The 20,861-nt window shown below is 62.4% G+C and carries 22 protein-coding genes; all 22 read left to right on the forward strand.

Annotated features, from left to right (window positions below):
• The first annotated feature begins 25 nt into the window (after nucleotides 1-25).
• Nucleotides 26-787: a flagellar assembly protein FliH gene (gene fliH / locus PspR32_RS07560; RefSeq protein WP_010224998.1), complete on the forward strand. Its 762-nt coding sequence runs from the start codon at nucleotides 26-28 to the stop codon at nucleotides 785-787.
• Nucleotides 777-2,138 carry a flagellar protein export ATPase FliI gene (gene fliI / locus PspR32_RS07565; RefSeq protein WP_036994320.1) on the forward strand — a complete coding sequence of 454 codons (1,362 nt, stop codon included), beginning with the start codon at nucleotides 777-779 and terminating at the stop codon, nucleotides 2,136-2,138. The genes fliH and fliI overlap by 11 nt, the downstream gene beginning before the upstream one ends.
• Nucleotides 2,139-2,144: 6 nt before the next feature.
• The gene (fliJ, locus tag PspR32_RS07570) at nucleotides 2,145-2,597 is read left to right on the forward strand and encodes a flagellar export protein FliJ (protein WP_036994321.1); all 453 of its coding nucleotides are present in this window, start codon (nucleotides 2,145-2,147) and stop codon (nucleotides 2,595-2,597) included.
• Nucleotides 2,598-2,690: 93 nt separating this feature from the next.
• Nucleotides 2,691-2,996, forward strand: a complete 306-nt coding sequence (locus tag PspR32_RS07575) for an STAS domain-containing protein (RefSeq protein ID WP_010225001.1) — start codon at nucleotides 2,691-2,693, stop codon at nucleotides 2,994-2,996.
• Nucleotides 2,993-4,708 (forward strand): ATP-binding SpoIIE family protein phosphatase, encoded by a 1,716-nt coding sequence (locus tag PspR32_RS07580; protein WP_010225002.1) that lies wholly within the window; start codon nucleotides 2,993-2,995, stop codon nucleotides 4,706-4,708. The genes PspR32_RS07575 and PspR32_RS07580 overlap by 4 nt, the downstream gene beginning before the upstream one ends.
• 25 nt (nucleotides 4,709-4,733) lie before the next feature.
• Nucleotides 4,734-5,081 carry an Hpt domain-containing protein gene (locus tag PspR32_RS07585; protein ID WP_010225003.1) on the forward strand — a complete coding sequence of 116 codons (348 nt, stop codon included), beginning with the start codon at nucleotides 4,734-4,736 and terminating at the stop codon, nucleotides 5,079-5,081.
• Nucleotides 5,082-5,172: 91 nt separating this feature from the next.
• Nucleotides 5,173-6,483 (forward strand): flagellar hook-length control protein FliK, encoded by a 1,311-nt coding sequence (locus PspR32_RS07590; RefSeq protein WP_159388275.1) that lies wholly within the window; start codon nucleotides 5,173-5,175, stop codon nucleotides 6,481-6,483.
• A gap of 131 nt (nucleotides 6,484-6,614) precedes the next feature.
• Complete coding sequence (fliL, locus tag PspR32_RS07595; protein ID WP_010225005.1) at nucleotides 6,615-7,109, forward strand: flagellar basal body-associated protein FliL; 495 nt, start codon at nucleotides 6,615-6,617, stop codon at nucleotides 7,107-7,109.
• 9 nt (nucleotides 7,110-7,118) lie between these two features.
• Nucleotides 7,119-8,087 carry a flagellar motor switch protein FliM gene (gene fliM / locus PspR32_RS07600; RefSeq protein WP_010225006.1) on the forward strand — a complete coding sequence of 323 codons (969 nt, stop codon included), beginning with the start codon at nucleotides 7,119-7,121 and terminating at the stop codon, nucleotides 8,085-8,087.
• A gap of 46 nt (nucleotides 8,088-8,133) precedes the next feature.
• Nucleotides 8,134-8,598: a flagellar motor switch protein FliN gene (gene fliN, locus PspR32_RS07605; protein ID WP_010225007.1), complete on the forward strand. Its 465-nt coding sequence runs from the start codon at nucleotides 8,134-8,136 to the stop codon at nucleotides 8,596-8,598.
• Between the two features lie 12 nt (nucleotides 8,599-8,610).
• Entirely contained in the window at nucleotides 8,611-9,054 is a 444-nt protein-coding gene (fliO, locus tag PspR32_RS07610; protein WP_442967029.1) for a flagellar biosynthetic protein FliO, read from the forward strand.
• Nucleotides 9,054-9,806, forward strand: coding sequence for a flagellar type III secretion system pore protein FliP (gene fliP, locus PspR32_RS07615; protein ID WP_010225011.1), 753 nt, complete (start codon nucleotides 9,054-9,056; stop codon nucleotides 9,804-9,806). Before fliO ends, fliP begins: the two co-directional genes overlap by 1 nt.
• A 21-nt stretch (nucleotides 9,807-9,827) precedes the next feature.
• Nucleotides 9,828-10,097, forward strand: coding sequence for a flagellar biosynthesis protein FliQ (fliQ, locus tag PspR32_RS07620; protein ID WP_010225013.1), 270 nt, complete (start codon nucleotides 9,828-9,830; stop codon nucleotides 10,095-10,097).
• Nucleotide 10,098: 1 nt separating this feature from the next.
• Nucleotides 10,099-10,881, forward strand: coding sequence for a flagellar biosynthetic protein FliR (fliR, locus tag PspR32_RS07625; RefSeq protein ID WP_036994465.1), 783 nt, complete (start codon nucleotides 10,099-10,101; stop codon nucleotides 10,879-10,881).
• Nucleotides 10,882-10,883: 2 nt separating this feature from the next.
• Nucleotides 10,884-12,020, forward strand: coding sequence for a flagellar biosynthesis protein FlhB (gene flhB, locus PspR32_RS07630; protein WP_159388277.1), 1,137 nt, complete (start codon nucleotides 10,884-10,886; stop codon nucleotides 12,018-12,020).
• 169 nt (nucleotides 12,021-12,189) lie between these two features.
• Complete coding sequence (gene flhA, locus PspR32_RS07635; protein WP_010225019.1) at nucleotides 12,190-14,319, forward strand: flagellar biosynthesis protein FlhA; 2,130 nt, start codon at nucleotides 12,190-12,192, stop codon at nucleotides 14,317-14,319.
• Nucleotides 14,320-14,330: 11 nt separating this feature from the next.
• Nucleotides 14,331-15,641, forward strand: coding sequence for a flagellar biosynthesis protein FlhF (flhF, locus tag PspR32_RS07640; protein WP_036994326.1), 1,311 nt, complete (start codon nucleotides 14,331-14,333; stop codon nucleotides 15,639-15,641).
• 120 nt (nucleotides 15,642-15,761) lie between these two features.
• The gene (gene fleN / locus PspR32_RS07645) at nucleotides 15,762-16,595 is read left to right on the forward strand and encodes a flagellar synthesis regulator FleN (protein WP_016393812.1); all 834 of its coding nucleotides are present in this window, start codon (nucleotides 15,762-15,764) and stop codon (nucleotides 16,593-16,595) included.
• Nucleotides 16,592-17,332: an RNA polymerase sigma factor FliA gene (fliA, locus tag PspR32_RS07650; protein ID WP_010225024.1), complete on the forward strand. Its 741-nt coding sequence runs from the start codon at nucleotides 16,592-16,594 to the stop codon at nucleotides 17,330-17,332. Before fleN ends, fliA begins: the two co-directional genes overlap by 4 nt.
• Nucleotides 17,333-17,435: 103 nt before the next feature.
• Nucleotides 17,436-17,810: a chemotaxis response regulator CheY gene (locus PspR32_RS07655; protein ID WP_036990294.1), complete on the forward strand. Its 375-nt coding sequence runs from the start codon at nucleotides 17,436-17,438 to the stop codon at nucleotides 17,808-17,810.
• Nucleotides 17,811-17,829: 19 nt separating this feature from the next.
• Nucleotides 17,830-18,618, forward strand: a complete 789-nt coding sequence (locus PspR32_RS07660; RefSeq protein ID WP_010225027.1) for a protein phosphatase CheZ — start codon at nucleotides 17,830-17,832, stop codon at nucleotides 18,616-18,618.
• A 12-nt stretch (nucleotides 18,619-18,630) separates the two neighbouring features.
• A complete protein-coding gene (locus PspR32_RS07665; RefSeq protein WP_159388278.1) occupies nucleotides 18,631-20,853 on the forward strand; it encodes a chemotaxis protein CheA in 2,223 nt (740 codons plus the stop codon).
• Nucleotides 20,854-20,861 lie beyond the last annotated feature (8 nt).

The following is a 20,861-nucleotide window of genomic DNA, read 5'->3' on the forward strand; positions in this document are numbered from 1 at the left end:
CGATGCTTTACGAGTGCGTGAAATCATGTCAACCAACGAGCACCTCAGTGAGCTGATTCGCGCCAACGATCTCGAGGGCTTCGATCGCTGGGCGCTGCCCAGCTTCGATCCCGAGCCAGAACCGGAGCCAGAGCCGGAACCTGAAGAGGTTCAGGAAGAAATCGAAGAAGTGCCGCTGGAAGAAGTCCAGCCACTGACCCTCGAAGAGCTCGAAAGCATCCGCCAGGAAGCCTACAACGAAGGCTTTGCCACGGGTGAGCGCGAGGGCTTTCACAGCACCCAGCTCAAGGTCCGTCAGGAAGCCGAAGAGGCCCTGGGCGCCAAGCTGGCCAGCCTTGAACAGCTCATGGGGCATTTGCTCGAACCCATCGCCGAACAGGACAGCCAGATCGAAAAGGCCGTTGTGCACCTGGTCGGGCATATCGCCCGCGAGGTCATTGGCCGCGAACTGCGCAGCGATTCCAGCCAGATCAGCCAGGTGCTGCGTGAAGCGCTGAAACTGCTGCCAATGGGCGCCGAGAACATCCGCATCCATATCAACCCGCAGGACTTCGAGTTGGCCAAGGCCCTGCGTGAGCGCCACGAAGAGCGCTGGAAGCTGCTCGAAGACGAGGCGTTGCTGCCGGGCGGCTGCCGCATCGAAACCGATCACAGCCGCATCGACGCGACCATGGAAACCCGTATCGAGAAAGCCATGGCGCAACTCTTTGATCAGCTCCATGACCAAGGCCTGCACCCGGCCGCGCCAGACCTGCAGGTTGACCTGGGCAACGCCGATGCGCCTTGAGCGAACCAGTTTTGGCAAGCGCCTTGGCGCCTACGCCGATGCCGTCAATTTACCGTCTCAGCCGGTGGTCGAAGGCCGCCTGCTGCGCATGGTCGGCCTGACCCTGGAAGCCGAGGGCCTGCGTGCGGCCGTTGGCAGCCGCTGTGTGGTGATCAACGACGACAGCTATCACCCGGTGCGGGTCGAGGCCGAAGTCATGGGCTTTGCCGGCGGCAAGGTATTTCTCATGCCGGTTGGCAGCGTTGCCGGCATCGCGCCCGGTGCGCGCGTGGTACCGCTGGCCGACAGTGGCCGCCTGCCCATGGGCATGAGCATGCTCGGGCGGGTGCTCGATGGCGCGGGGCGGGCGCTGGATGGCAAGGGCGGAATGAAGGCCGAAGACTGGGTGCCAATGGACGGTCCGACCATCAACCCGCTCAATCGCGACCCGATCAGCCAGCCGCTGGATGTCGGTATTCGCAGCATCAACGGTTTGTTGACGGTTGGCCGCGGTCAGCGCCTGGGCTTGTTTGCCGGTACCGGCGTGGGCAAGAGTGTGCTGCTGGGCATGATGACCCGCTTCACCGAGGCGGACATCATCGTCGTCGGCCTGATCGGTGAGCGTGGGCGTGAGGTCAAGGAGTTCATCGAGCACATTCTCGGTGAGGAAGGCCTCAAGCGCTCGGTAGTGGTGGCATCGCCTGCCGATGACGCGCCATTGATGCGCTTGCGCGCCGCCATGTACTGCACGCGCATCGCCGAGTATTTTCGCGACAAGGGCAAGAACGTCCTGTTGCTGATGGATTCACTGACCCGTTTTGCCCAGGCCCAGCGGGAAATCGCCCTGGCCATCGGCGAGCCGCCAGCCACCAAGGGTTATCCGCCATCGGTGTTCGCCAAGCTGCCCAAACTGGTGGAACGCGCCGGTAACGGCGAGGCCGGAGGTGGCTCGATCACCGCCTTCTATACCGTGCTGTCCGAAGGCGATGACCAGCAAGACCCGATTGCCGACTCGGCGCGGGGTGTCCTCGATGGCCACATCGTGCTGTCCCGGCGTCTGGCCGAGGAGGGACACTACCCGGCCATTGATATCGAGGCTTCGATCAGCCGGGTCATGCCGCAGGTGGTCAGCCCCGAGCAGATGACCGAGGCGCAGCAGTTCAAGCAGCTGTGGTCGCGCCTGTCGCAAAGCCGCGACCTGATCAGCGTCGGTGCCTATGTGGCCGGCGGCGATGCCGAGACCGACCTGGCCATTGCCCTGCAGCCACGCCTGGTGCATTTCCTGCGCCAGGGCCTGAACGAAAACGTTGGCATGCAACAGAGCCGCGAGCATCTGGCCAGCGTGTTCGCCCAGCCTGCGACTGGCGGCTGATAGGCCATGGCCCAGCCCAGTCGTGCCGCGCGCCTGGCGCCAGTGGTGGAAATGGCCGAAAACGCTGAGCGTCAGGCTGCCCAGCGCTTGGGGCAGTTCCAGCAGCAGGTGAACATGGCCCAGGCCAAGCTCAGTGAGCTCGACCGCTTTCGCGAAGATTACCAGTTGCAGTGGATCAACCGTGGCGGGCAGGGCGTGTCCGGTAGCTGGCTGGTCAACTACCAGAGCTTCCTTGGTCAGTTGGAAGCTGCCATGACCCAGCAGCGCCAAAGCCTGGCCTGGCACCAGAGCAACCTGAAGAACGCCCGGGGCACCTGGCAGCAGGCTTACGCCCGGGTCGAGGGCTTGCGCAAGCTGGTGCAGCGCTATATCGATGAAGCGCGAATGGCCGAAGACAAACGTGAACAGAAGCTGCTCGACGAACTGTCCCAGCGTTTGCCGCGTCACGACCGCTACTGAGGCAGGTATTGGTCGCCAAGGGTTGCCGCTGGGTGGCTGGGCTGCTAAACCTTCTAGTTGTCTGTAATCGTCGTAACGGAAGGAATCGCCTACATGGCAGTTGAATCTGTGGTGTCCCAGGATGGGAAAAAGCTGACGATCAAGGTCAAAGGGCGTTTTGACTTTGGCAAGCATCAGGAGTTTCGCAATGCCTATGAGCACAAGCCAGCCAGGCCGGACTCGGTAGTGGTAGACCTCAAGGAGGCGACCTACCTCGACAGTTCAGCGCTGGGCATGCTGCTGTTGCTGCGTGATCATGCCGGGGGTGACGAGTCGGATGTGCGGGTGGTCAATGCCAGTTCCGACGTGCGCAAAATCCTGGCTATCTCCAACTTTGACAAGTTGTTTGACATCAGTTGAACCAGGTCTGTGCTGATGTCGAGGCGCTCAGCGTACTGATCGCCGAAGATGGCGCGGCCGATCGCTTGCTGCTCGCCACCATCGTACGCAAGCAGGGGCACCAGGTACTCACTGCCGAGAATGGCGAGCAGGCGGTTGCCCTGTTCGCCGAGCGGCGCCCGCATGTCGTCCTGCTCGATGCCATGATGCCGGTGATGGACGGCTTCGAGGCGGCCCGGCAAATCAAGGCCCTGGCGGGTGAGGCGCTGGTGCCGATCATCTTTCTGACGTCGTTGAGCGAAGAGCAGGCGCTGGTGCGCTGCCTGGAGGCGGGTGGCGACGATTTTCTGGCAAAGCCTTACAGCCCGGTGATCCTGGCCGCCAAAATCAAGGCCATGGACCGCTTGCGCCGGCTGCAGGCAACAGTGCTTGAGCAACGTGACCAGATTGCCCGGCATCACAATCACCTGCTCAACGAGCAGCGGGTAGCCAAGGCGGTATTTGATCAGGTGGCCCATGCCGGCTGCCTGAGTGCGCCGAACATCCGCTACCTGCAATCGCCCTATGCCTTGTTCAACGGTGATTTGCTGTTGGCCGCCTACACGCCGGCTGGCGACATGCATGTATTGCTGGGGGATTTTACCGGGCATGGCTTGCCGGCCGCGGTCGGCGCCATGCCCCTGGCCGAAGTGTTCTACGGCATGACGGCCAAGGGCTACGGCCTGGCCGAAACCCTGCGGGAGATGAATGCCAAGCTCAAGCGCATTCTGCCGGTGGACATGTTCTGTTGTGCGCTGCTGCTGAACCTGAGCTTCCAGAGGCGGGTGGTCGAAGTGTGGAATGGCGGCATGCCCGACGGCTACCTGTTGCCGGCCAGTGGGGGCGAGCCGCAGCCGCTGGTGTCGCGGCACCTGCCGCTGGGCATCCTGGCGCCTGAGCAGTTCGACGACACCACCGAGGTGCTGCCGCTGGCGTTGGGAGAGCGGTTGTTCTTGCTGTCGGACGGGGTGGTCGATACCAGTGATGAAAACGACCAGTTGTTTGGCGTCGAGCGCTTGCGCCGGGTGCTGGCGGCCAATCGTCAGCCGGCGCTGTTGTTCGAAGAGGTGCTGCAGGCGCTCGACGGCTTTCGCGGGCGCTCGCGCGACGACGTCAGCCTGCTGGATATCGAGGTGGTGGAGCCGCAACTGTCGTCGCCGTTGCCTGTGATCTATTCTGATAGTGGTCAGTCCAGCCCGCTGGACTGGTCATTGCAGTTCGAGTTTCGTGCCGAGACGCTCAAGCGCTTCAACCCCTTGCCTTACCTGCAGCAGTTACTGCAGGAAATTCACGGCCTGCGGGCTCAGGGCGGGGCGCTGCACAGCGTGTTGACCGAACTGTATTCCAATGCCCTGGAGCACGGGGTGCTGGGCCTGGATTCTGCGCTCAAGCGCGATGCGCGCAGCTTTGCCAGCTATTACCAGATGCGCAACGAGCGTCTACAGGCGCTGAGCGCAGGCTTCATCCGCGTGCACCTGCGGGTTGAACCTCTTGGTCAGGGCGGGCGTCTGATTATCGAGGTCGAAGATAGCGGCAAGGGCTTCAATGTGAGTAAAGTGCTGGCCAGGCCTGTGTCCGAGCAAGGGTTGTGCGGGCGCGGGCTGAATCTCGTGCGCCGCTTGAGCCGGCGTGCCGAATGGGCCGACGAGGGGCGCCGCGCATGCGTGGAGTTCGCCTGGGAGGCTCAGGCATAATCCAACTTGATCAAGGAGTGAGCAAGTGTCCGACATTCACATCGATCGCAAGGTGCTTAGCGATTTGCAGGAGGTCATGGAAGATGGCTACCTGTACTTGCTGGAAACCTTTCTTGACGATTCCGAAAAACGCCTCAGCCAGTTGCATGAAGCGAAAAACGCCGACGAGCTGGCGCATGCCGCGCACAGCTTCAAGGGCAGTAGCAGCAACATGGGCGCCTTGGCGTTGGCCGAGTTGTGCCGGCAGCTGGAAGACCGGGTCAATAATGGGCCGCTGCAGGGGATCGAGGATCTGATCAATCAGATCGACCGCGAGTATTCGGCGGTGCGTCAGTTATATCGCGAAGAGCGTCGGCGCGTATCGATCGGCTGAGCAAATTGTGGCGTCAGTAATGGAACCTGGCGCGACTTTTGCGTGAATTTCGCCAACTTACGCTTTCGACCCCTGTAGTGGAGACGCCTACATGCCCGTCGCTTCCAATTCCCTGCTGCAAGCCAGTGCGCCGGCAAAGCCATCGCGCGTCGCTACCGGCGCGCCGGAAAAATCGCCGCAGGCCTCCAACGACAAGGCTGGCGGCTTTTCTCAGGTGTATGCCAAGGAGTCTCGCGAGGCGAACGCTACGGCTGGCGACCCGCCGCTGCGTGAAAACGCCAGCGCCACGCCTGCCTCCGTCAACGACGGCAAGAAAACCGCCGGTGATGACGCGAAGGTTGCCGATAGCGGCAAAAAGTTGCCTGAGGAGCAGGATGGCGCTGAAGCGGATCCGGCGCTGAGCGCAGATCCGACCTTGCTCGACTCCAGCCTGGTGGCTGGCCAGGTGACCGATGCGCAGCCGGGCGCCCAACTGATTCAGGCCCAGGCCGAAGCGGTCGCGCCAGTGGTGCAGGCTGCTGCGCAGCTTCAGGTACAGCCTGCGGTCGTGGCGTCGCCGGCAGCAGAAGCTGTGCTTGAACCGCAGGCTGCTTTTGACCCTGAGGCAGACCCTCTGGCCGACCTGCCGGCCTTGCGCCTGGCCCTGGAGCAGAGTGCCCAGGCCCAGGGCACTACCTCCACCCACGCGGCCAAGCCTGCTGCTGCCCAGCCTGAGGCGATGCCTGCCCAGCCTGCCGTCAATACCCTGGCGGCCCTGCTGGACAAGCCGGGTGCCGATGCCGAGCAGAGCGAGCCGGGCGAAAAAGCCTTCAGCGGCCTGATCGATGATGGGCTCAAGGACCTGAAAAGTGCTTCGAGCGATACCCGCGTCGACAACTTTGCCGAACGCCTGAGCAGCCTGACCCAGGCGGCCACGGCCAAGACTGCCAATGCCGTGCCGGTGGCGACGCCGCTCAACCAGCCGTTGGCGATGAACCAGGGCGGCTGGACCGAAGGCCTGGTCAACCGGGTCATGTACCTGTCCAGCCAGAACCTCAAGTCGGCGGATATCAAGCTTGAGCCCGCCGAGTTGGGGCGCCTGGACATCCGCGTCAACCTGGCGCCGGAACAACAGGCCCAGGTGACCTTTGTCAGTGGTCATGCCGGGGTGCGCGAAGCGCTGGAGAACCAAGTGCACCGGCTCAAGGAAATGTTCGCCCAGCAGGGGTTGGGGCAGCCGGACGTCAACGTCGCCGATCAGTCCCGTGGCGGGCAGCAGCAGGGCGCCCAGGATGCACCGAAGTTCAGTGGCGTGGCGGCGCGGCGCAATGAAGCTGGTGAATCCGCTGAAATTGCACCGGGCGCAATGCCGGTCGAGCAGCAGTCGGTTGTGGGCTCCAGCGCGGTGGATTACTACGCCTGATTGGCTGCGGTCTTTGTGGGAGCTGGCCTTGCCAGCGATGCAAGGCGCAGCCTTGCCCTTCCAGGTTGGCATAACACTTGCTCAACCCTCGCCATGTGACTGAAATCTCCGATGAATGACGGATTATTGGCATGGCGAAGAGCGAAGCAGAGAAAGACCCCGCCGCAAAAGGCAAACTCAAGCTGATCCTGCTGTTGGTACTGGCGTTGTTGCTGGCCGTCGGTCTGTCGGTTGGTGCCACCTGGTTCTTCCTGCACCAGTCCGAGAGCAAGCCGGCCGTCGATCCGGCCCTGGCCAACCTTAAGCCTGCGGCCATCTACGAGCCCCTGGCGCCAGCGTTCGTGGTCAACTTCAACCAGAACGGCCGCCAGCGTTTCATGCAGGTGAGCATCACCATGCAAGGCCGCGACCAGGCTGCACTGGATGCCCTCAAGGTGCACATGCCGGTGATCCGCAACAACCTGGTCATGCTGTTCTCGGGGCAGGGGTTCGACACCCTGGCCAGCCCGGTCGGTCAGGAGATGCTGCGTCAGAAAGCCACTGCCAGTGTCCAGGAAGTGGCGCAGAAGGAAGTCGGCAAGCCGGTCGTCGACCAGCTGCTGTTCACCAATTTCGTATTGCAGTAGGAGCCCCAGATGGCCGTGCAGGACCTGCTGTCCCAGGATGAAATCGATGCCTTGCTGCATGGCGTCGACGATGGGTTGGTGCAAACCGAAAGCAATGCCGAACCCGGCAGTGTCAAAAGTTATGACCTGACCAGTCAGGATCGGATCGTCCGCGGACGCATGCCGACCCTGGAAATGATCAACGAGCGCTTCGCCCGCTATACCCGCATCAGCATGTTCAACCTGCTGCGTCGCTCCGCCGACGTGGCGGTGGGCGGCGTGCAGGTGATGAAGTTCGGCGAATACGTGCACTCGCTGTACGTGCCTACCAGCCTCAACCTGGTGAAGATCAAGCCGCTGCGGGGTACCTCGCTGTTCATCCTCGACGCCAAGCTGGTGTTCAAGCTGGTGGACAACTTCTTTGGTGGCGACGGTCGTCACGCCAAGATCGAAGGGCGTGAGTTCACCCCGACCGAGTTGCGCGTGGTGCGCATGGTCCTGGACCAGGCTTTCGTCGACCTCAAGGAGGCCTGGCAGGCGATCATGCCGGTCAACTTCGAGTACATCAACTCCGAGGTCAACCCGGCCATGGCCAACATTGTCGGGCCGAGCGAGGCGGTGGTGGTCTCGACCTTCCACATCGAGCTCGACGGCGGCGGCGGTGACCTGCACGTGACCATGCCGTACTCGATGATCGAGCCGGTGCGCGAGATGCTCGACGCCGGTTTCCAGTCCGACCTGGACGACCAGGACGAGCGCTGGATCAAGGCCCTGCGCGAAGACGTGCTGGACGTCAGCGTGCCGCTCAGTGCCACGGTTGCCCGTCGCCAGCTCAAGCTGCGCGACATCCTGCACATGCAGCCGGGCGACGTGATTCCGGTCGAGCTGCCGGAAGAACTGATCCTGCGGGCCAACGGCGTGCCGTCGTTCAAGGCCAAGCTGGGTTCGCACAAGGGCAACCTGGCCCTGCAGATTATCGATCCGATCGAGCGCCGCTGAGGCGCTTGTGGTTCCAACTCCGAATTGATTGCCCGTCGAGGACAAAATGGCTAACGAAAACGATATCACCTCCCCGGAGGAGCAGGCCCTGGCCGATGAGTGGGCTGCGGCCCTGGAAGAAACTGGCGACGCCGGGCAGTCCGATATCGACGCCTTGCTGGCTGCCGATGCCGGCAATACATCGCCCAACCGCCTGGCCATGGAAGAGTTCGGCAGTTCGCCGCGCAGCAACGAGCCGGTGACCCTCGATGGTCCGAACCTGGATGTGATCCTGGATATCCCGGTGAGCATTTCCATGGAAGTGGGCAGCACCGAAATCAACATCCGCAACCTGCTGCAGCTCAACCAGGGCTCGGTGATCGAGCTTGACCGCCTGGCCGGCGAACCGCTGGACGTGCTGGTCAACGGCACCCTGATCGCCCACGGCGAGGTGGTCGTGGTCAACGAAAAGTTCGGCATCCGCCTGACTGACGTGATCAGCCCAAGCGAACGCATCAAGAAGTTGCGCTGAGTGAGCAGGCTCCTGCGCAACGGCCTGGCCCTGTGTGGTGGCCTGTATGTGGATGTCGCCCTGGCCGCCGTTACGCAGCCGGCCGCTGCTGTGGTGGCGCCGACGGCGAGCGGCAGCGCGGCGGGGCAGCTGACGCAGTTGGTGCTTGGCCTGCTGCTGGTGCTGGGGTTGATCTTCTTCCTGGCCTGGCTGCTGCGCCGGGTGCAGAACGCCGCACCGGGCAGTGGCCAGGTCATCGAGATCCTGGGCAGCCGTGCGCTGGGGCCGCGTGATCGCTTGCTGCTGGTGCAGGTTGGCAAGGAGCAGATTCTCATCGGCCATTCGCCGGGCACCATCGAGGCCCTGCATGTCATGGCCGAACCGATTGAAGTGCCCGCCAGTGCGCGTCAGGCAACACCAGAATTCGCCCAGCGCCTGATGGAGCTGATGGGCAAGGATCAGAAGGGAAGGTCGTAATGGGCGCGTTGCGCATGATGTTGACGCTGGCGCTGTTGCTGGCGGCGCCAATGGCTTTGGCGGCTGATCCGCTGTCGATCCCGGCGATCACCCTGTCCAGCGGGGCAGACGGGCAGCAGGAGTATTCGGTCAGCCTGCAGATCCTGCTGATCATGACGGCGCTGAGCTTCATCCCGGCGTTCGTCGTGCTGATGACCAGCTTCACCCGCATCATCATCGTCTTCTCCATTCTGCGCCAGGCCCTGGGCCTGCAGCAGACCCCGTCGAACCAGATCCTGACCGGCATGGCGCTGTTCCTGACGATGTTCATCATGGCGCCGGTGTTCGACCGGGTGAACCAGGATGCCCTGCAGCCGTACCTGAGCGAAAAGCTCAGCGCCCAGGATGCCATCAGCAAGGCCCAGGTGCCGCTCAAGGACTTCATGCTGGCGCAAACCCGCGAGAGTGATCTGGACCTGTTCATGCGCCTGTCCAAGCGCACCGACATCGCCAGCCCCGATCAGGCGCCACTGACCATCCTGGTGCCGGCCTTCGTCACCTCGGAGCTCAAGACCGCGTTCCAGATCGGTTTCATGATTTTCATCCCGTTCCTGATCATCGACCTGGTGGTCGCCAGTGTGCTGATGGCCATGGGTATGATGATGCTCTCGCCGCTGATCATCTCGTTGCCGTTCAAGATCATGCTGTTCGTCTTGGTCGATGGCTGGGCGCTGATCATGGGTACCCTGGCCGGCAGTTTCGGCGGCGTCTGACGTCGCGAGGAGAAGTAGTCCATGACCCCTGAAGTGGCTGTCGACCTGTTTCGTGACGCGCTGTGGCTGACCACCCTGATGGTGGCCATCCTGGTGGTGCCGAGCCTACTGGTGGGGCTGGTGGTGGCCATGTTCCAGGCCGCCACGCAGATTAACGAACAGACCCTGAGCTTTCTGCCGCGCCTGCTGGTCATGCTGATCACCCTGATCGTGGTCGGGCCCTGGCTGGTGCAGAAATTCATGGAATACATCCTGTCGTTGTACGGCAGCATTCCGCAACTGATTGGTTGACCTGGCCGTGCTCGAGCTCACCGATGCGCAGATCAGTACCTGGGTGGCCAGCTTCATCCTGCCGCTGTTTCGCGTCACCGCTGTGCTGATGACCATGCCGATCTTTGGCACCACCCTGGTGCCGGCGCGCATTCGCCTGTATTTCGCCCTGGCGATTACCGTGGTGATCGTCCCTGGGCTGCCGCCCATGCCTGAGGTCAATGCGCTGGACCTCAAGGCCCTGCTGCTGATTGCCGAGCAGATCATCATTGGCGCCCTGTTCGGGATGGCGCTGCAGTTGTTCTTCCAGATTTTCGTGATTGCCGGGCAGATCGTCGCGATCCAGATGGGCATGGCCTTCGCCTCCATGGTCGACCCGGCCAACGGTGTCAACGTCGCGGTGGTCAGCCAGTTCCTGACCATGCTGGTGACCTTGCTGTTCCTCGCTATCAACGGCCATCTGGTGGTCTTCGAGGTGTTGACCGAAAGCTTTACCACCTTGCCGGTGGGCGGCGGCTTGCTGGTCAACCATTTCTGGGACCTGGCCGGGCGCCTGGGGTGGGTGCTGGGTGCGGCGATGCTGCTGGTGTTGCCGGCGATTACCGCGCTGCTGGTGGTCAACATTGCTTTTGGTGTGATGACGCGTGCAGCACCGCAACTGAACATCTTTTCCATCGGCTTTCCGCTGACCCTGGTGCTGGGGTTGGTGATCTTCTGGATTACCCTGGCCGATATCATTCCTCACTACCATTCGCTGGCCTCCGAGGCCCTGCAATGGCTGCGTGAACTGGCACGGGCGCGCTGAGCATGGCAGAGAGCGAAAGCGGTCAGGACAAGACAGAAGACCCCACCGAGAAGCGCAAGAAGGACGCCCGCGAGAAGGGTGAGATCGCCCGTTCCAAGGAGCTCAACACTGTTACGGTGACCCTGGCCGGGGCGGGTGCATTGCTGGCGTTTGGCGGTGGCCTGGCGCAAACCCTGATGGAGTTGATGCGCACCAACTTCACACTGTCGCGCGAGGTGCTCATCGATGAGCGCTCCATGGGGATCTTTCTCATGGCGTCCGGCAAGATCGCCCTGCTGGCAACCCAGCCGGTGCTGTTGGTGTTGTTGATTGCCGCGATCATCGGCCCGGTGTCGCTGGGCGGCTTTCTGTTTTCCAGCAGCTCGCTGGCGCCGAAGTTCAGCCGCATGAACCCGCTGTCGGGGATCAAGCGGATGTTTTCGGTCAACGCCTTGTCCGAGCTGCTCAAGGCCCTGGCCAAGTTCTTCATGATTCTCATCGTCGCCCTGGCGGTGCTCTCGGCCGATCGCGATGACCTGCTGGCGATTGCCAACGAACCGCTGGAGCAGGCCATCATTCATAGCGTGCAGGTGGTGGGCTGGAGTGCCCTGTGGATGGCCGCCGGCCTGCTGATCATTGCCGCCGTCGATGTGCCGATCCAGCTCTGGCAGGCGCACAAGAAACTGCTGATGACCAAGCAGGAAGTGCGTGACGAGTACAAGGACTCCGAGGGCAAGCCCGAGGTCAAGCAGCGTATTCGCCAGTTGCAGCGCGAGGCTTCGCAACGGCGGATGATGGCGGCGATCCCCGAGGCCGACGTGATCATCACCAACCCGACCCACTATGCGGTGGCGCTCAAGTACGACCCGGAGAAGGGCTCGGCGCCGCTGTTGCTGGCCAAGGGTGCCGACTTCATTGCCCTGAAAATTCGCGAGATCGCCAACGAGCACAAGATCCAGGTGCTCGAATCGCCGGCGCTGGCGCGTTCGATCTACTACTCCACCGAGCTTGAAGAAGAGATTCCCGCCGGCTTGTACCTGGCAGTGGCCCAGGTGCTGGCCTATGTCTACCAGATCCGCCAGTACCGCGCCGGCAAGGGCAAGCCGCCGGAGCCGCTCAAGGACCTGCCGATCCCGCCGGATTTGCGTCGCGACTCCTGACCAAGTCTACGCAGATTCATTGTGGGAGCCGGCCTTGCCGGCGATGGCTGCGCAGCAGCCCCGGGCCACTCAAACCACCTCGTTCAGCAAAGTTGGAAAGCTTCTTGCAAAGGCAGCGCAGCGCGCCTCAAAGGCGTCAAAGTTTTGCTTGAGCTAACGAGGAATACCGGTGGATCGCTCTCAGTTAATCAACAGTGCCCGTAGCAACCTGGTCGGTCTAGGCCGGGGCAACCTGGGTGTGCCGCTGTTGCTGCTGGTGATGCTGGCAATGATGATGTTGCCGATCCCGCCGTTTTTGCTCGACGTGTTCTTCACCTTCAACATCGCCCTGTCGATCGTGGTCCTGCTGGTCTGCGTCTATGCCTTGCGCCCGCTGGACTTCGCCGCGTTCCCGACCATCCTGCTGGTGGCAACCTTGCTGCGCCTGGCGCTCAACGTGGCGTCCACGCGGGTGGTGATGCTCCATGGTCACGATGGCCACGAAGCCGCCGGTAAGGTGATCCAGGCCTTCGGCGAGGTGGTGATCGGCGGCAACTACGTGGTCGGTATCGTGGTCTTCGCGATCCTGATGATCATCAACTTCGTGGTGGTCACCAAGGGTGCCGGGCGTATTTCCGAGGTGAGCGCGCGCTTTACCCTCGACGCCATGCCCGGCAAGCAGATGGCCATCGACGCCGACCTCAACGCCGGTCTGATCGACCAGGCCCAGGCCAAGGCGCGCCGCGCCGAAGTGGCCGGGGAGGCCGAGTTCTACGGTTCGATGGACGGTGCCAGCAAGTTTGTCCGCGGTGACGCCATCGCCGGCCTGCTGATCCTGTTCATCAACCTGATCGGCGGCATGGCCGTCGGCATGTTCCAGCACAACATGACCTTTGCCGATGCCGGCAAGGTCTATGCCTTGCTGACCATTGGTGACGGTTTGGTGGCGCAGTTGCCATCGCTGTTGCTGTCCACTGCGGCCGCGATCATGGTTACCCGCGCCTCGGGCTCCGAGGACATGGGCAAGCAGATCAACCGGCAAATGTTCGACTCGCCCAAGGCCCTGGCGGTCTCCGCCGGCCTGATGATCGTCATGGGCCTGGTCCCGGGCATGCCGCACGTCGCCTTCTTGAGCCTGGGCCTGCTGGCCGGCGGTGGCGCCTACCTGGTCTGGCGCAAGCAGAACCAGGCCAAGGTCAAGGCCCTGGAAGAGGTGCAACGCCAGCAGGACCTGCTGCCGTCGCCACAGCGCGCCATGGAAACCAAAGAGCTGGGCTGGGATGACGTCACCCCGATCGACATGATCGGCCTGGAGGTCGGCTATCGGCTGATTCCGCTGGTCGATCGCAACCAGGGTGGGCAGTTGCTGGCGCGGATCAAGGGGGTGCGCAAAAAGCTCTCCCAGGACCTGGGCTTTCTCATGCCTACGGTGCACATTCGCGACAACCTCGACCTGGCGCCCAGCGCTTACCGCCTGACCCTGATGGGGGTGATCCTGGCCGAGGCCGAGATTTACCCGGACCGCGAGCTTGCGATCAACCCGGGGCAGGTGTTCGGTACCCTCAACGGCATTGCCGCTCGCGACCCGGCCTTTGGCCTGGAAGCGGTGTGGATCGACATCAACCAGCGCAGCCAGGCGCAGTCGCTGGGCTACACGGTGGTGGACGCCAGTACCGTGGTCGCCACCCACCTCAACCAGATCCTGCACAAGCACTGCCACGAGCTGATCGGTCACGAAGAAGTGCAGCAGTTGCTGCAGGTGCTGGCCAAGGCCTCGCCCAAGCTCGCCGAAGAATTGGTGCCGAGCGTCATTTCATTGTCGGGGCTGCTCAAGGTCCTGCAGGCATTGCTCGCCGAGCAGGTTCCGGTACGCGATATTCGCAGCATTGCCGAGGCTATCGCCAACAACCCGGCCAAGAGTCAAGATACCGCCGCATTGGTGGCGGTGGTGCGCGTCGGATTGTGTCGCGCTATCGTGCAAAGCATTGTCGGCGTTGAGTCCGAGCTGCCTGTCATCACCCTTGAGCCAAGATTGGAACAGATTTTGCTCAATAGTTTGCAAAGGGCTGGGCAAGGCCAGGAAGACGGTGTTCTTCTGGAACCGAGCATGGCCGAAAAGCTTCAGCGTTCGTTGATCGAAGCCGCCCAGCGTCAGGAGATGCAAGGGCAGCCGGCGATCCTCCTGGTCGCAGGACCGGTACGAGCCATGCTGTCGCGCTTCGGTCGCCTGGCTGTACCGAATTTGCATGTTTTGGCGTACCAGGAAATACCTGACAACAAGCAAGTTACCATCGTCGCCACAGTGGGCCCGAACGGCTGAGGTAGTGGGTTATGCAAGTTAAGCGTTTTTTCGCCGCCGATATGCGTCAGGCCATGAAGCTGGTTCGCGATGAGCTGGGGGCCGAGGCCGCCATCATCGGCAACCGACGGATTGCTGGCGGTGTCGAGCTGACGGCTGCGCTGGACTACAAGCTGTCCGCCCTGGCGCCGCGGGTGCCGAATGTCGAGCTTGAGGACGAGTTGCGCAAGACCCAGTCGCGCATCGTCACCGCCCAGGCCGAACTGAGCAGTCGCAGCGAGAGCGAAGACGCCAACCGCCAGCTGTTTGCCGGCCTGCCGCTGACCGCCTCCGAGCCGTTGATCGACCCGCAGGTCGAAGCGCCGGTGGTGCCTGCTGCGCCGGCGGCTGCCCCGATCGATCCACGCCTGTTCGACTCGATGCGTTCGGAGTTGTCGGGCCTGCGCGAACTGCTTGAAGTGCAGCTCGGCTCGCTGGCCTGGAGCCAGTTGCAGGGCAACAAGCCACAGCAGGCCAACCTCTGGCGTCGCTTGCAGCGCATTGGCCTGTCCGGCCCGATTGCCCGTGAACTGCTTGAGCTGACCACCGAAATCGAAGAGCCGCGCCACGCCTGGCGCATGCTCCTGGCGCATCTTGCACGCATGATTGAAGTGCCGGAAATCGAACCTATCGAAGAAGGCGGTGTCATTGCCATGGTCGGTCCGGCCGGCATGGGCAAAACTACCACCCTGGCCAAGCTCGCGGCGCGCTATGTGCTCAAGTACGGCGCGCAGAACCTGGCCCTGGTGAGCATGGACAGCTTTCGCATCGGTGCCCAGGAGCAGCTCAAGACCCTGGGGCGGATTCTCAACGTCTCGGTCACTCACGTCGACCCGGGCCAGTCGTTGGCCCAGGCCCTCGACCCGCTGCTGCGCAAGCGCGTGGTGTTGATCGATACCGCCGGCCTGCAGGCCAGCGACCCGGCGCTGCGCATGCAGCTTGAAACCCTTGCCGGACGCGGGATTCAGGCCAAGAATTACCTGGTGCTGGCAACCACCAGCCAAAAGCAGGTGCTCACCGCCGCCTACCACAGCTACAAGCGCTGCGGCCTGGCCGGTTGCATCCTGACCAAGCTAGATGAAACCGCCAGCCTCGGCGAAGTATTGAGCCTGGCGATCAGTCACGAATTGCCGGTGGCCTATCTTACCGATGGCCCGCGCATTCCTGACGACCTGCACCTGCCGCGCCGGCACCAGTTGGTCAGCCGTGCCGTGAGTGTGCAGGTGCAGGACGAGCCCAGCGAAGAGGCCATGGCCGACATGTTCGCTGATCTCTACCACAGCTCCGGCAAACGCGTGGGCTGAGGTGAATATGAATACGTTGCAAAGTACCTACATCAATGGTCTGCCAGGCATTTTTCAGGTGTTGAAAGCGCAGCCCAGTCATGTGGCCTCGGTCTAAGTAAGACAAGGTAAAGAACAAACATGGGTAGCATGCATCCCGTACAGGTGATCGCCGTGACCGGCGGCAAAGGTGGCGTCGGCAAGACTAATGTGTCAGTGAACCTGTCATTGGCGCTGGCTGAGCTTGGCCGTCGGGTCATGCTGCTGGACGCCGACCTGGGGCTGGCCAACGTTGACGTGCTGTTGGGCCTGACGCCCAAACGCACCCTGGCCGATGTCATCGAAGGCCGTTGCGAGCTGCGCGATGTGCTGCTGCAAGGCCCTGGCGGTGTGCGCATCGTGCCGGCGGCTTCGGGTACGCAGAGCATGGTGCACCTGGCCCCGGCCCAGCACGCCGGCCTGATCCAGGCCTTCAGCGAGATCGGCGACAACCTCGATGTACTGGTGATCGATACCGCTGCGGGTATCGGTGACTCGGTAGTCAGTTTTGTCCGCGCCGCCCAGGAAGTACTGCTGGTGGTGTGCGACGAACCTACCTCGATCACCGACGCCTATGCGCTGATCAAGCTGCTCAACCGCGATTACGGCATGAACCGCTTCCGTGTCCTGGCGAACATGGCCCAGAGCCCGCAGGAAGGGCGCAACCTGTTCGCCAAGTTGACCAAGGTCACTGATCGCTTCCTCGATGTCGCCCTACAATACGTCGGTGCGGTGCCTTACGACGAATGCGTGCGCAAGGCGGTGCAGAAGCAGCGAGCGGTCTATGAAGCCTTTCCGCGTTCCAAGTGCGCGCTGGCGTTCAAGGCCATTGCCCAGAAAGTCGATAGCTGGCCGCTGCCTGCCAACCCACGGGGGCACCTGGAGTTCTTCGTCGAGCGTCTGGTGCAACCGACGAGTGCGGGTCCGGTGCTATGAACGCCAGCGGTTATCGGATGTACAGCAAGGCTTCGCGTGATGCCCAGTATGAGTTGATCGAACGTTACGCGCCGTTGGTCAAGCGTATCGCCTACCACCTGCTGGCACGGTTGCCGGCCAGTGTGCAGGTCGAGGACCTGATCCAGGCCGGGATGATCGGCCTGCTCGAAGTCGCCAACAAGTATGACGCGAGCAAGGGGGCCAGTTTCGAGACCTACGCCGGCATCCGTATTCGCGGGGCCATGCTCGATGAAGTGCGCAAGGGCGACTGGGCGCCACGTTCGGTACACCGCAATACCCGCATGGTCAGTGACGCGATTCGTGCAATTGAAGCAAAAACCGGCCGCGACGCTAAAGATCACGAAGTTGCTGCCGAACTTCAATTGAGTCTCGATGATTATTACGGGATTTTGAATGACACCCTGGGCAGCCGCCTGTTCAGTTTCGACGACCTGTTGCAGGACGGCGAACATGAAGGCCTGCACGAGGACGGTGCCAGTGCCCAGCTCGAGCCTTCGCGCGATCTGGAGGACGAGCGTTTTCAGGCAGCCTTGGCCGATGCAATCGCCAACCTGCCGGAGCGTGAGCGTCTGGTCCTGGCGCTGTACTACGACGAAGAACTCAACCTCAAGGAGATCGGTGAGGTCCTGGGGGTGAGTGAGTCGCGTGTCAGCCAGTTGCACAGCCAGTGCGCGGCACGTTTGCGTGGCCGCCTGGGGGAATGGCGGGCGCGTTGAACACCGGTTCGATGCAGTCGTGAAATGTAGTGCCGAATTGATTGAATGCGCGTTCCGCGCTGAACGCGTTAAAGACTGCTTGGAGGTCTAATTGAACAAAGACATGAAAATCCTCATCGTGGACGACTTTTCGACGATGCGGCGGATCATCAAGAACCTGTTGCGTGACCTGGGCTTTACCAACACCCAGGAAGCCGACGACGGCAACACTGCGCTGCCGATGCTTGAAAGCGGCCATTTCGACTTTCTGGTGACCGACTGGAACATGCCTGGCATGTCCGGTATCGATTTGCTGCGCAAGGTGCGTGCCGACGAGCGCCTGAAGCACCTGCCGGTGCTGATGGTGACTGCCGAAGCCAAGCGCGAGCAGATCATCGAAGCCGCCCAGGCCGGGGTCAACGGCTATGTGGTCAAGCCATTTACCGCCCAGGTGCTGAAAGAAAAGATCGAAAAGATCTTCGAGCGCGTCAATAGCTGAGGTACGCCACGGGGGCGCTATGGAGCAAACACAATCATCCTTGGGCGAGTTTGAGTCGACACTCAAGAAACACGCCAAGGAACTGGTCGACAGCCTGGAACGAGGCAAGTTCGGCGATGCGGTGCAACTGATCCATCAGCTGAACCAGACCCGTGACCTAGGCCTGTACCAGGAAGTCGGCAAACTCACCCGCGAGCTGCACAGCGCGATCGTCAGCTTCCAGATCGACCCGCACATGCCGCAGGCCGAGGAAGTGTCGCAGATCACCGATGCGACCGAACGGCTGTCCTACGTGGTCAAGCTGACCGAGGGCGCGGCCAACCGCACCATGGACCTGGTCGAAGCCAGCACGCCGGTACTCAACGAACTGAGCGACGAGGCCAAGGCGCTGAGCGTCGACTGGCAGCGCTTCATGCGCCGCGAAGTGGCGGCACCGGAGTTCCGTGAGCTGGCCAAACGCGTCGACAGTTTCCTGACGCGTAGCGAGGAGGGCAGCCGCAAGGTCGCCGGGCACCTCAATGACATCCTTCTGGCTCAGGACTATCAAGACCTGACCGGCCAGGTGATCAAGCGCGTCACGACGCTGGTCACCGAAGTAGAAAGCAATCTGCTCAAGCTCGTGCTGATGGCAAGCCAGGTCGACCGTTTTGCCGGTATCGAACATGACCACCAGCAGCTGCGCGCTGAAAAAGATCAAGAAAAACATCCGACTCGGGGTGAAGGTCCGCAGATTCATGCCGATAAGCGTGAAGACGTCGTGTCCGGTCAGGACGATGTCGACGATCTGCTGTCCAGTCTGGGTTTTTAGGGAGCACGTTTAATGAGCTTCGGCGCCGATGAAGAAATCCTTCAGGATTTCCTGGTAGAAGCCGGCGAAATTCTTGAGCAACTGTCCGAGCAACTGGTCGAGCTGGAAAGCCGTCCGGATGATGCCGACCTGCTCAATGCGATCTTTCGCGGTTTTCACACTGTAAAAGGGGGCGCCGGCTTCCTCCAGCTCAACGAGCTGGTGGAGTGCTGCCATATCGCCGAGAACGTGTTCGACATCCTGCGCAAGGGTGCCCGGCGCGTTGACGCCGAACTGATGGACGTGGTCCTGGAAGCCCTGGACACGGTCAACAGCATGTTCGGCCAGGTGCGCGAACGCACCGATATCACACCTGCCACCCCCGAGCTGCTGGCGGCGCTGTCGCGCCTGGCCGAGCCTGCCGGGGAAGACGAAGTGGCGGCACCTGCGGCTGAACCCGAGGTGGTTGAAGCGCCAGCGGCCGAGGCCGAGGCGGATATCACCGACACCGAATTCGAACAGCTGCTCGACTCGCTCAACGCGGTCAAGGCCGAAGCCGAGGCCCAGGTGGCCGAACCTGGCAGTGACGAAATCAGCGACGCCGAGTTCGAATCGCTGCTCGACCAGTTGCACGGCAAGGGCCAGTTCGCCGCCGACAACCTCGGTGCCGGCGCGCCAGCCCCCGCCGCAGCACCTGCTGGCAGCGACGCCAGTGGCGATATCACCGATGACGAATTCGAAGCGCTGCTCGATCAGTTGCACGGCAAGGGTACCTTTGCCGTCGATGCACTGCCGGGCGCCGCTGCCGCCCCTGCGCCTGCCGCGGACGGCGAGCACATCTCCGAGCACGAGTTCGAAGCGCTGCTCGATGAGTTGCACGGCAAGGGCAAGTTCGCCCCGGATGCCGTAGCCACTGCTGCACCTGCCGCCACCGCAGCGCCAGCCAAGGCTGCGGCCAAGCCTGCGCCGGCAGCGGTCGCCAAGGCTGCTGCGCCAGCCCCGGCTGCCAAAGCGGCTGCACCGGCACCTGCGCCTGCACCTGCACGCCAGGCCGCACCGGCTGCCGAGAAGCACCCGGCCAGCGAAACCGAGACCACCGTTCGGGTCGATACCGCGCGGCTCGACGAGATCATGAACATGGTCGGCGAGCTGGTGCTGGTGCGTAACCGCCTGGTGCGCCTGGGCCTGAACAGCGGCGATGAGGCCATGTCCAAGGCTGTGTCGAACCTCGACGTGGTCACCGCCGACCTGCAGACCGCGGTGATGAAGACCCGCATGCAGCCGATCAAGAAGGTCTTCGGGCGCTTCCCGCGCCTGGTTCGCGACCTGGCCCGGCAGCTGAAGAAAGAGATCAACCTGGAGCTGGTCGGTGAAGAGACCGACCTCGACAAAAACCTTGTCGAGGCCCTGGCCGACCCGCTGGTGCACTTGGTGCGCAACGCCGTCGACCATGGTGTCGAGACCCCGGAAGAGCGCGAAGCCGCTGGCAAGTCCCGCGGCGGCAAGGTGGTGCTCTCGGCCGAACAGGAAGGCGATCACATCCTGCTGTCGATCTCCGATGACGGCAAGGGCATGGATGCCGACGTGCTGCGCGCCATCGCGGTCAAGCGCGGGGTGATGGACAAGGACGCCGCCGACCGCCTGAGCGAGACCGAGTGCTACAACCTGATCTTCGCCCCGGGCTTCTCGACCAAGACCGAGATCTCCGACGTGTCCGGGCGTGGCGTGGGCATGGACGTGGTGAAAACCAAGATTTCCCAGCTCAACGGCTCGATCAACATCTACTCGACCAAGGGCCTGGGTTCGAAGATCGTCATCAAGGTGCCGCTGACCCTGGCGATCATGCCAACGCTGATGGTCATGCTCGGCAACCAGGCGTTCGCTTTCCCGCTGGTCAACGTCAACGAGATCTTCCACCTCGACCTGTCGCGCACCAACGTGGTCGACGGCCAGGAAGTGGTGATCGTGCGCGACAAGGCCTTGCCGCTGTTCTACCTCAAGCGCTGGCTGGTCAGTTCGGCCGCTCATGAAGAGCAGCGCGAGGGCCATGTGGTGATCCTTTCGGTGGGCACGCAGCGTATCGGCTTCGTCGTCGATCAGCTGGTGGGCCAGGAAGAAGTGGTCATCAAGCCGCTGGGCAAGATGCTCCAGGGCACCCCGGGCATGTCGGGCGCCACCATTACCGGTGACGGGCGCATTGCGCTGATCCTCGACGTTCCGAGCATGCTCAAGCGTTACGCCGCCCGGCGTATTTGATTCTGGTG

This window comes from Pseudomonas sp. R32, from assembly GCF_009866705.1.
In the GTDB taxonomy this organism is placed as follows: Bacteria; Pseudomonadota; Gammaproteobacteria; order Pseudomonadales; family Pseudomonadaceae; genus Aquipseudomonas; species Aquipseudomonas donghuensis.

Bases quoted from the DNA above. Each gene is read 5' to 3' on its own strand.
- fliH (WP_010224998.1), top strand. From the start codon at position 26: ATGTCAACCAACGAGCACCTCAGTGAGCTGATTCGCGCCAACGATCTC.
- fliI (WP_036994320.1), top strand. From the start codon at position 777: ATGCGCCTTGAGCGAACCAGTTTTGGCAAGCGCCTTGGCGCCTACGCC.
- fliJ (WP_036994321.1), top strand. From the start codon at position 2,145: ATGGCCCAGCCCAGTCGTGCCGCGCGCCTGGCGCCAGTGGTGGAAATG.
- PspR32_RS07575 (WP_010225001.1), top strand. From the start codon at position 2,691: ATGGCAGTTGAATCTGTGGTGTCCCAGGATGGGAAAAAGCTGACGATC.
- PspR32_RS07590 (WP_159388275.1), top strand. From the start codon at position 5,173: ATGCCCGTCGCTTCCAATTCCCTGCTGCAAGCCAGTGCGCCGGCAAAG.
- fliL (WP_010225005.1), top strand. From the start codon at position 6,615: ATGGCGAAGAGCGAAGCAGAGAAAGACCCCGCCGCAAAAGGCAAACTC.
- fliM (WP_010225006.1), top strand. From the start codon at position 7,119: ATGGCCGTGCAGGACCTGCTGTCCCAGGATGAAATCGATGCCTTGCTG.
- fliN (WP_010225007.1), top strand. From the start codon at position 8,134: ATGGCTAACGAAAACGATATCACCTCCCCGGAGGAGCAGGCCCTGGCC.
- fliP (WP_010225011.1), top strand. From the start codon at position 9,054: ATGGGCGCGTTGCGCATGATGTTGACGCTGGCGCTGTTGCTGGCGGCG.
- fliQ (WP_010225013.1), top strand. From the start codon at position 9,828: ATGACCCCTGAAGTGGCTGTCGACCTGTTTCGTGACGCGCTGTGGCTG.
- flhB (WP_159388277.1), top strand. From the start codon at position 10,884: ATGGCAGAGAGCGAAAGCGGTCAGGACAAGACAGAAGACCCCACCGAG.
- flhF (WP_036994326.1), top strand. From the start codon at position 14,331: ATGCAAGTTAAGCGTTTTTTCGCCGCCGATATGCGTCAGGCCATGAAG.
- fleN (WP_016393812.1), top strand. From the start codon at position 15,762: ATGGGTAGCATGCATCCCGTACAGGTGATCGCCGTGACCGGCGGCAAA.
- fliA (WP_010225024.1), top strand. From the start codon at position 16,592: ATGAACGCCAGCGGTTATCGGATGTACAGCAAGGCTTCGCGTGATGCC.
- PspR32_RS07655 (WP_036990294.1), top strand. From the start codon at position 17,436: ATGAAAATCCTCATCGTGGACGACTTTTCGACGATGCGGCGGATCATC.
- PspR32_RS07660 (WP_010225027.1), top strand. From the start codon at position 17,830: ATGGAGCAAACACAATCATCCTTGGGCGAGTTTGAGTCGACACTCAAG.
- PspR32_RS07665 (WP_159388278.1), top strand. From the start codon at position 18,631: ATGAGCTTCGGCGCCGATGAAGAAATCCTTCAGGATTTCCTGGTAGAA.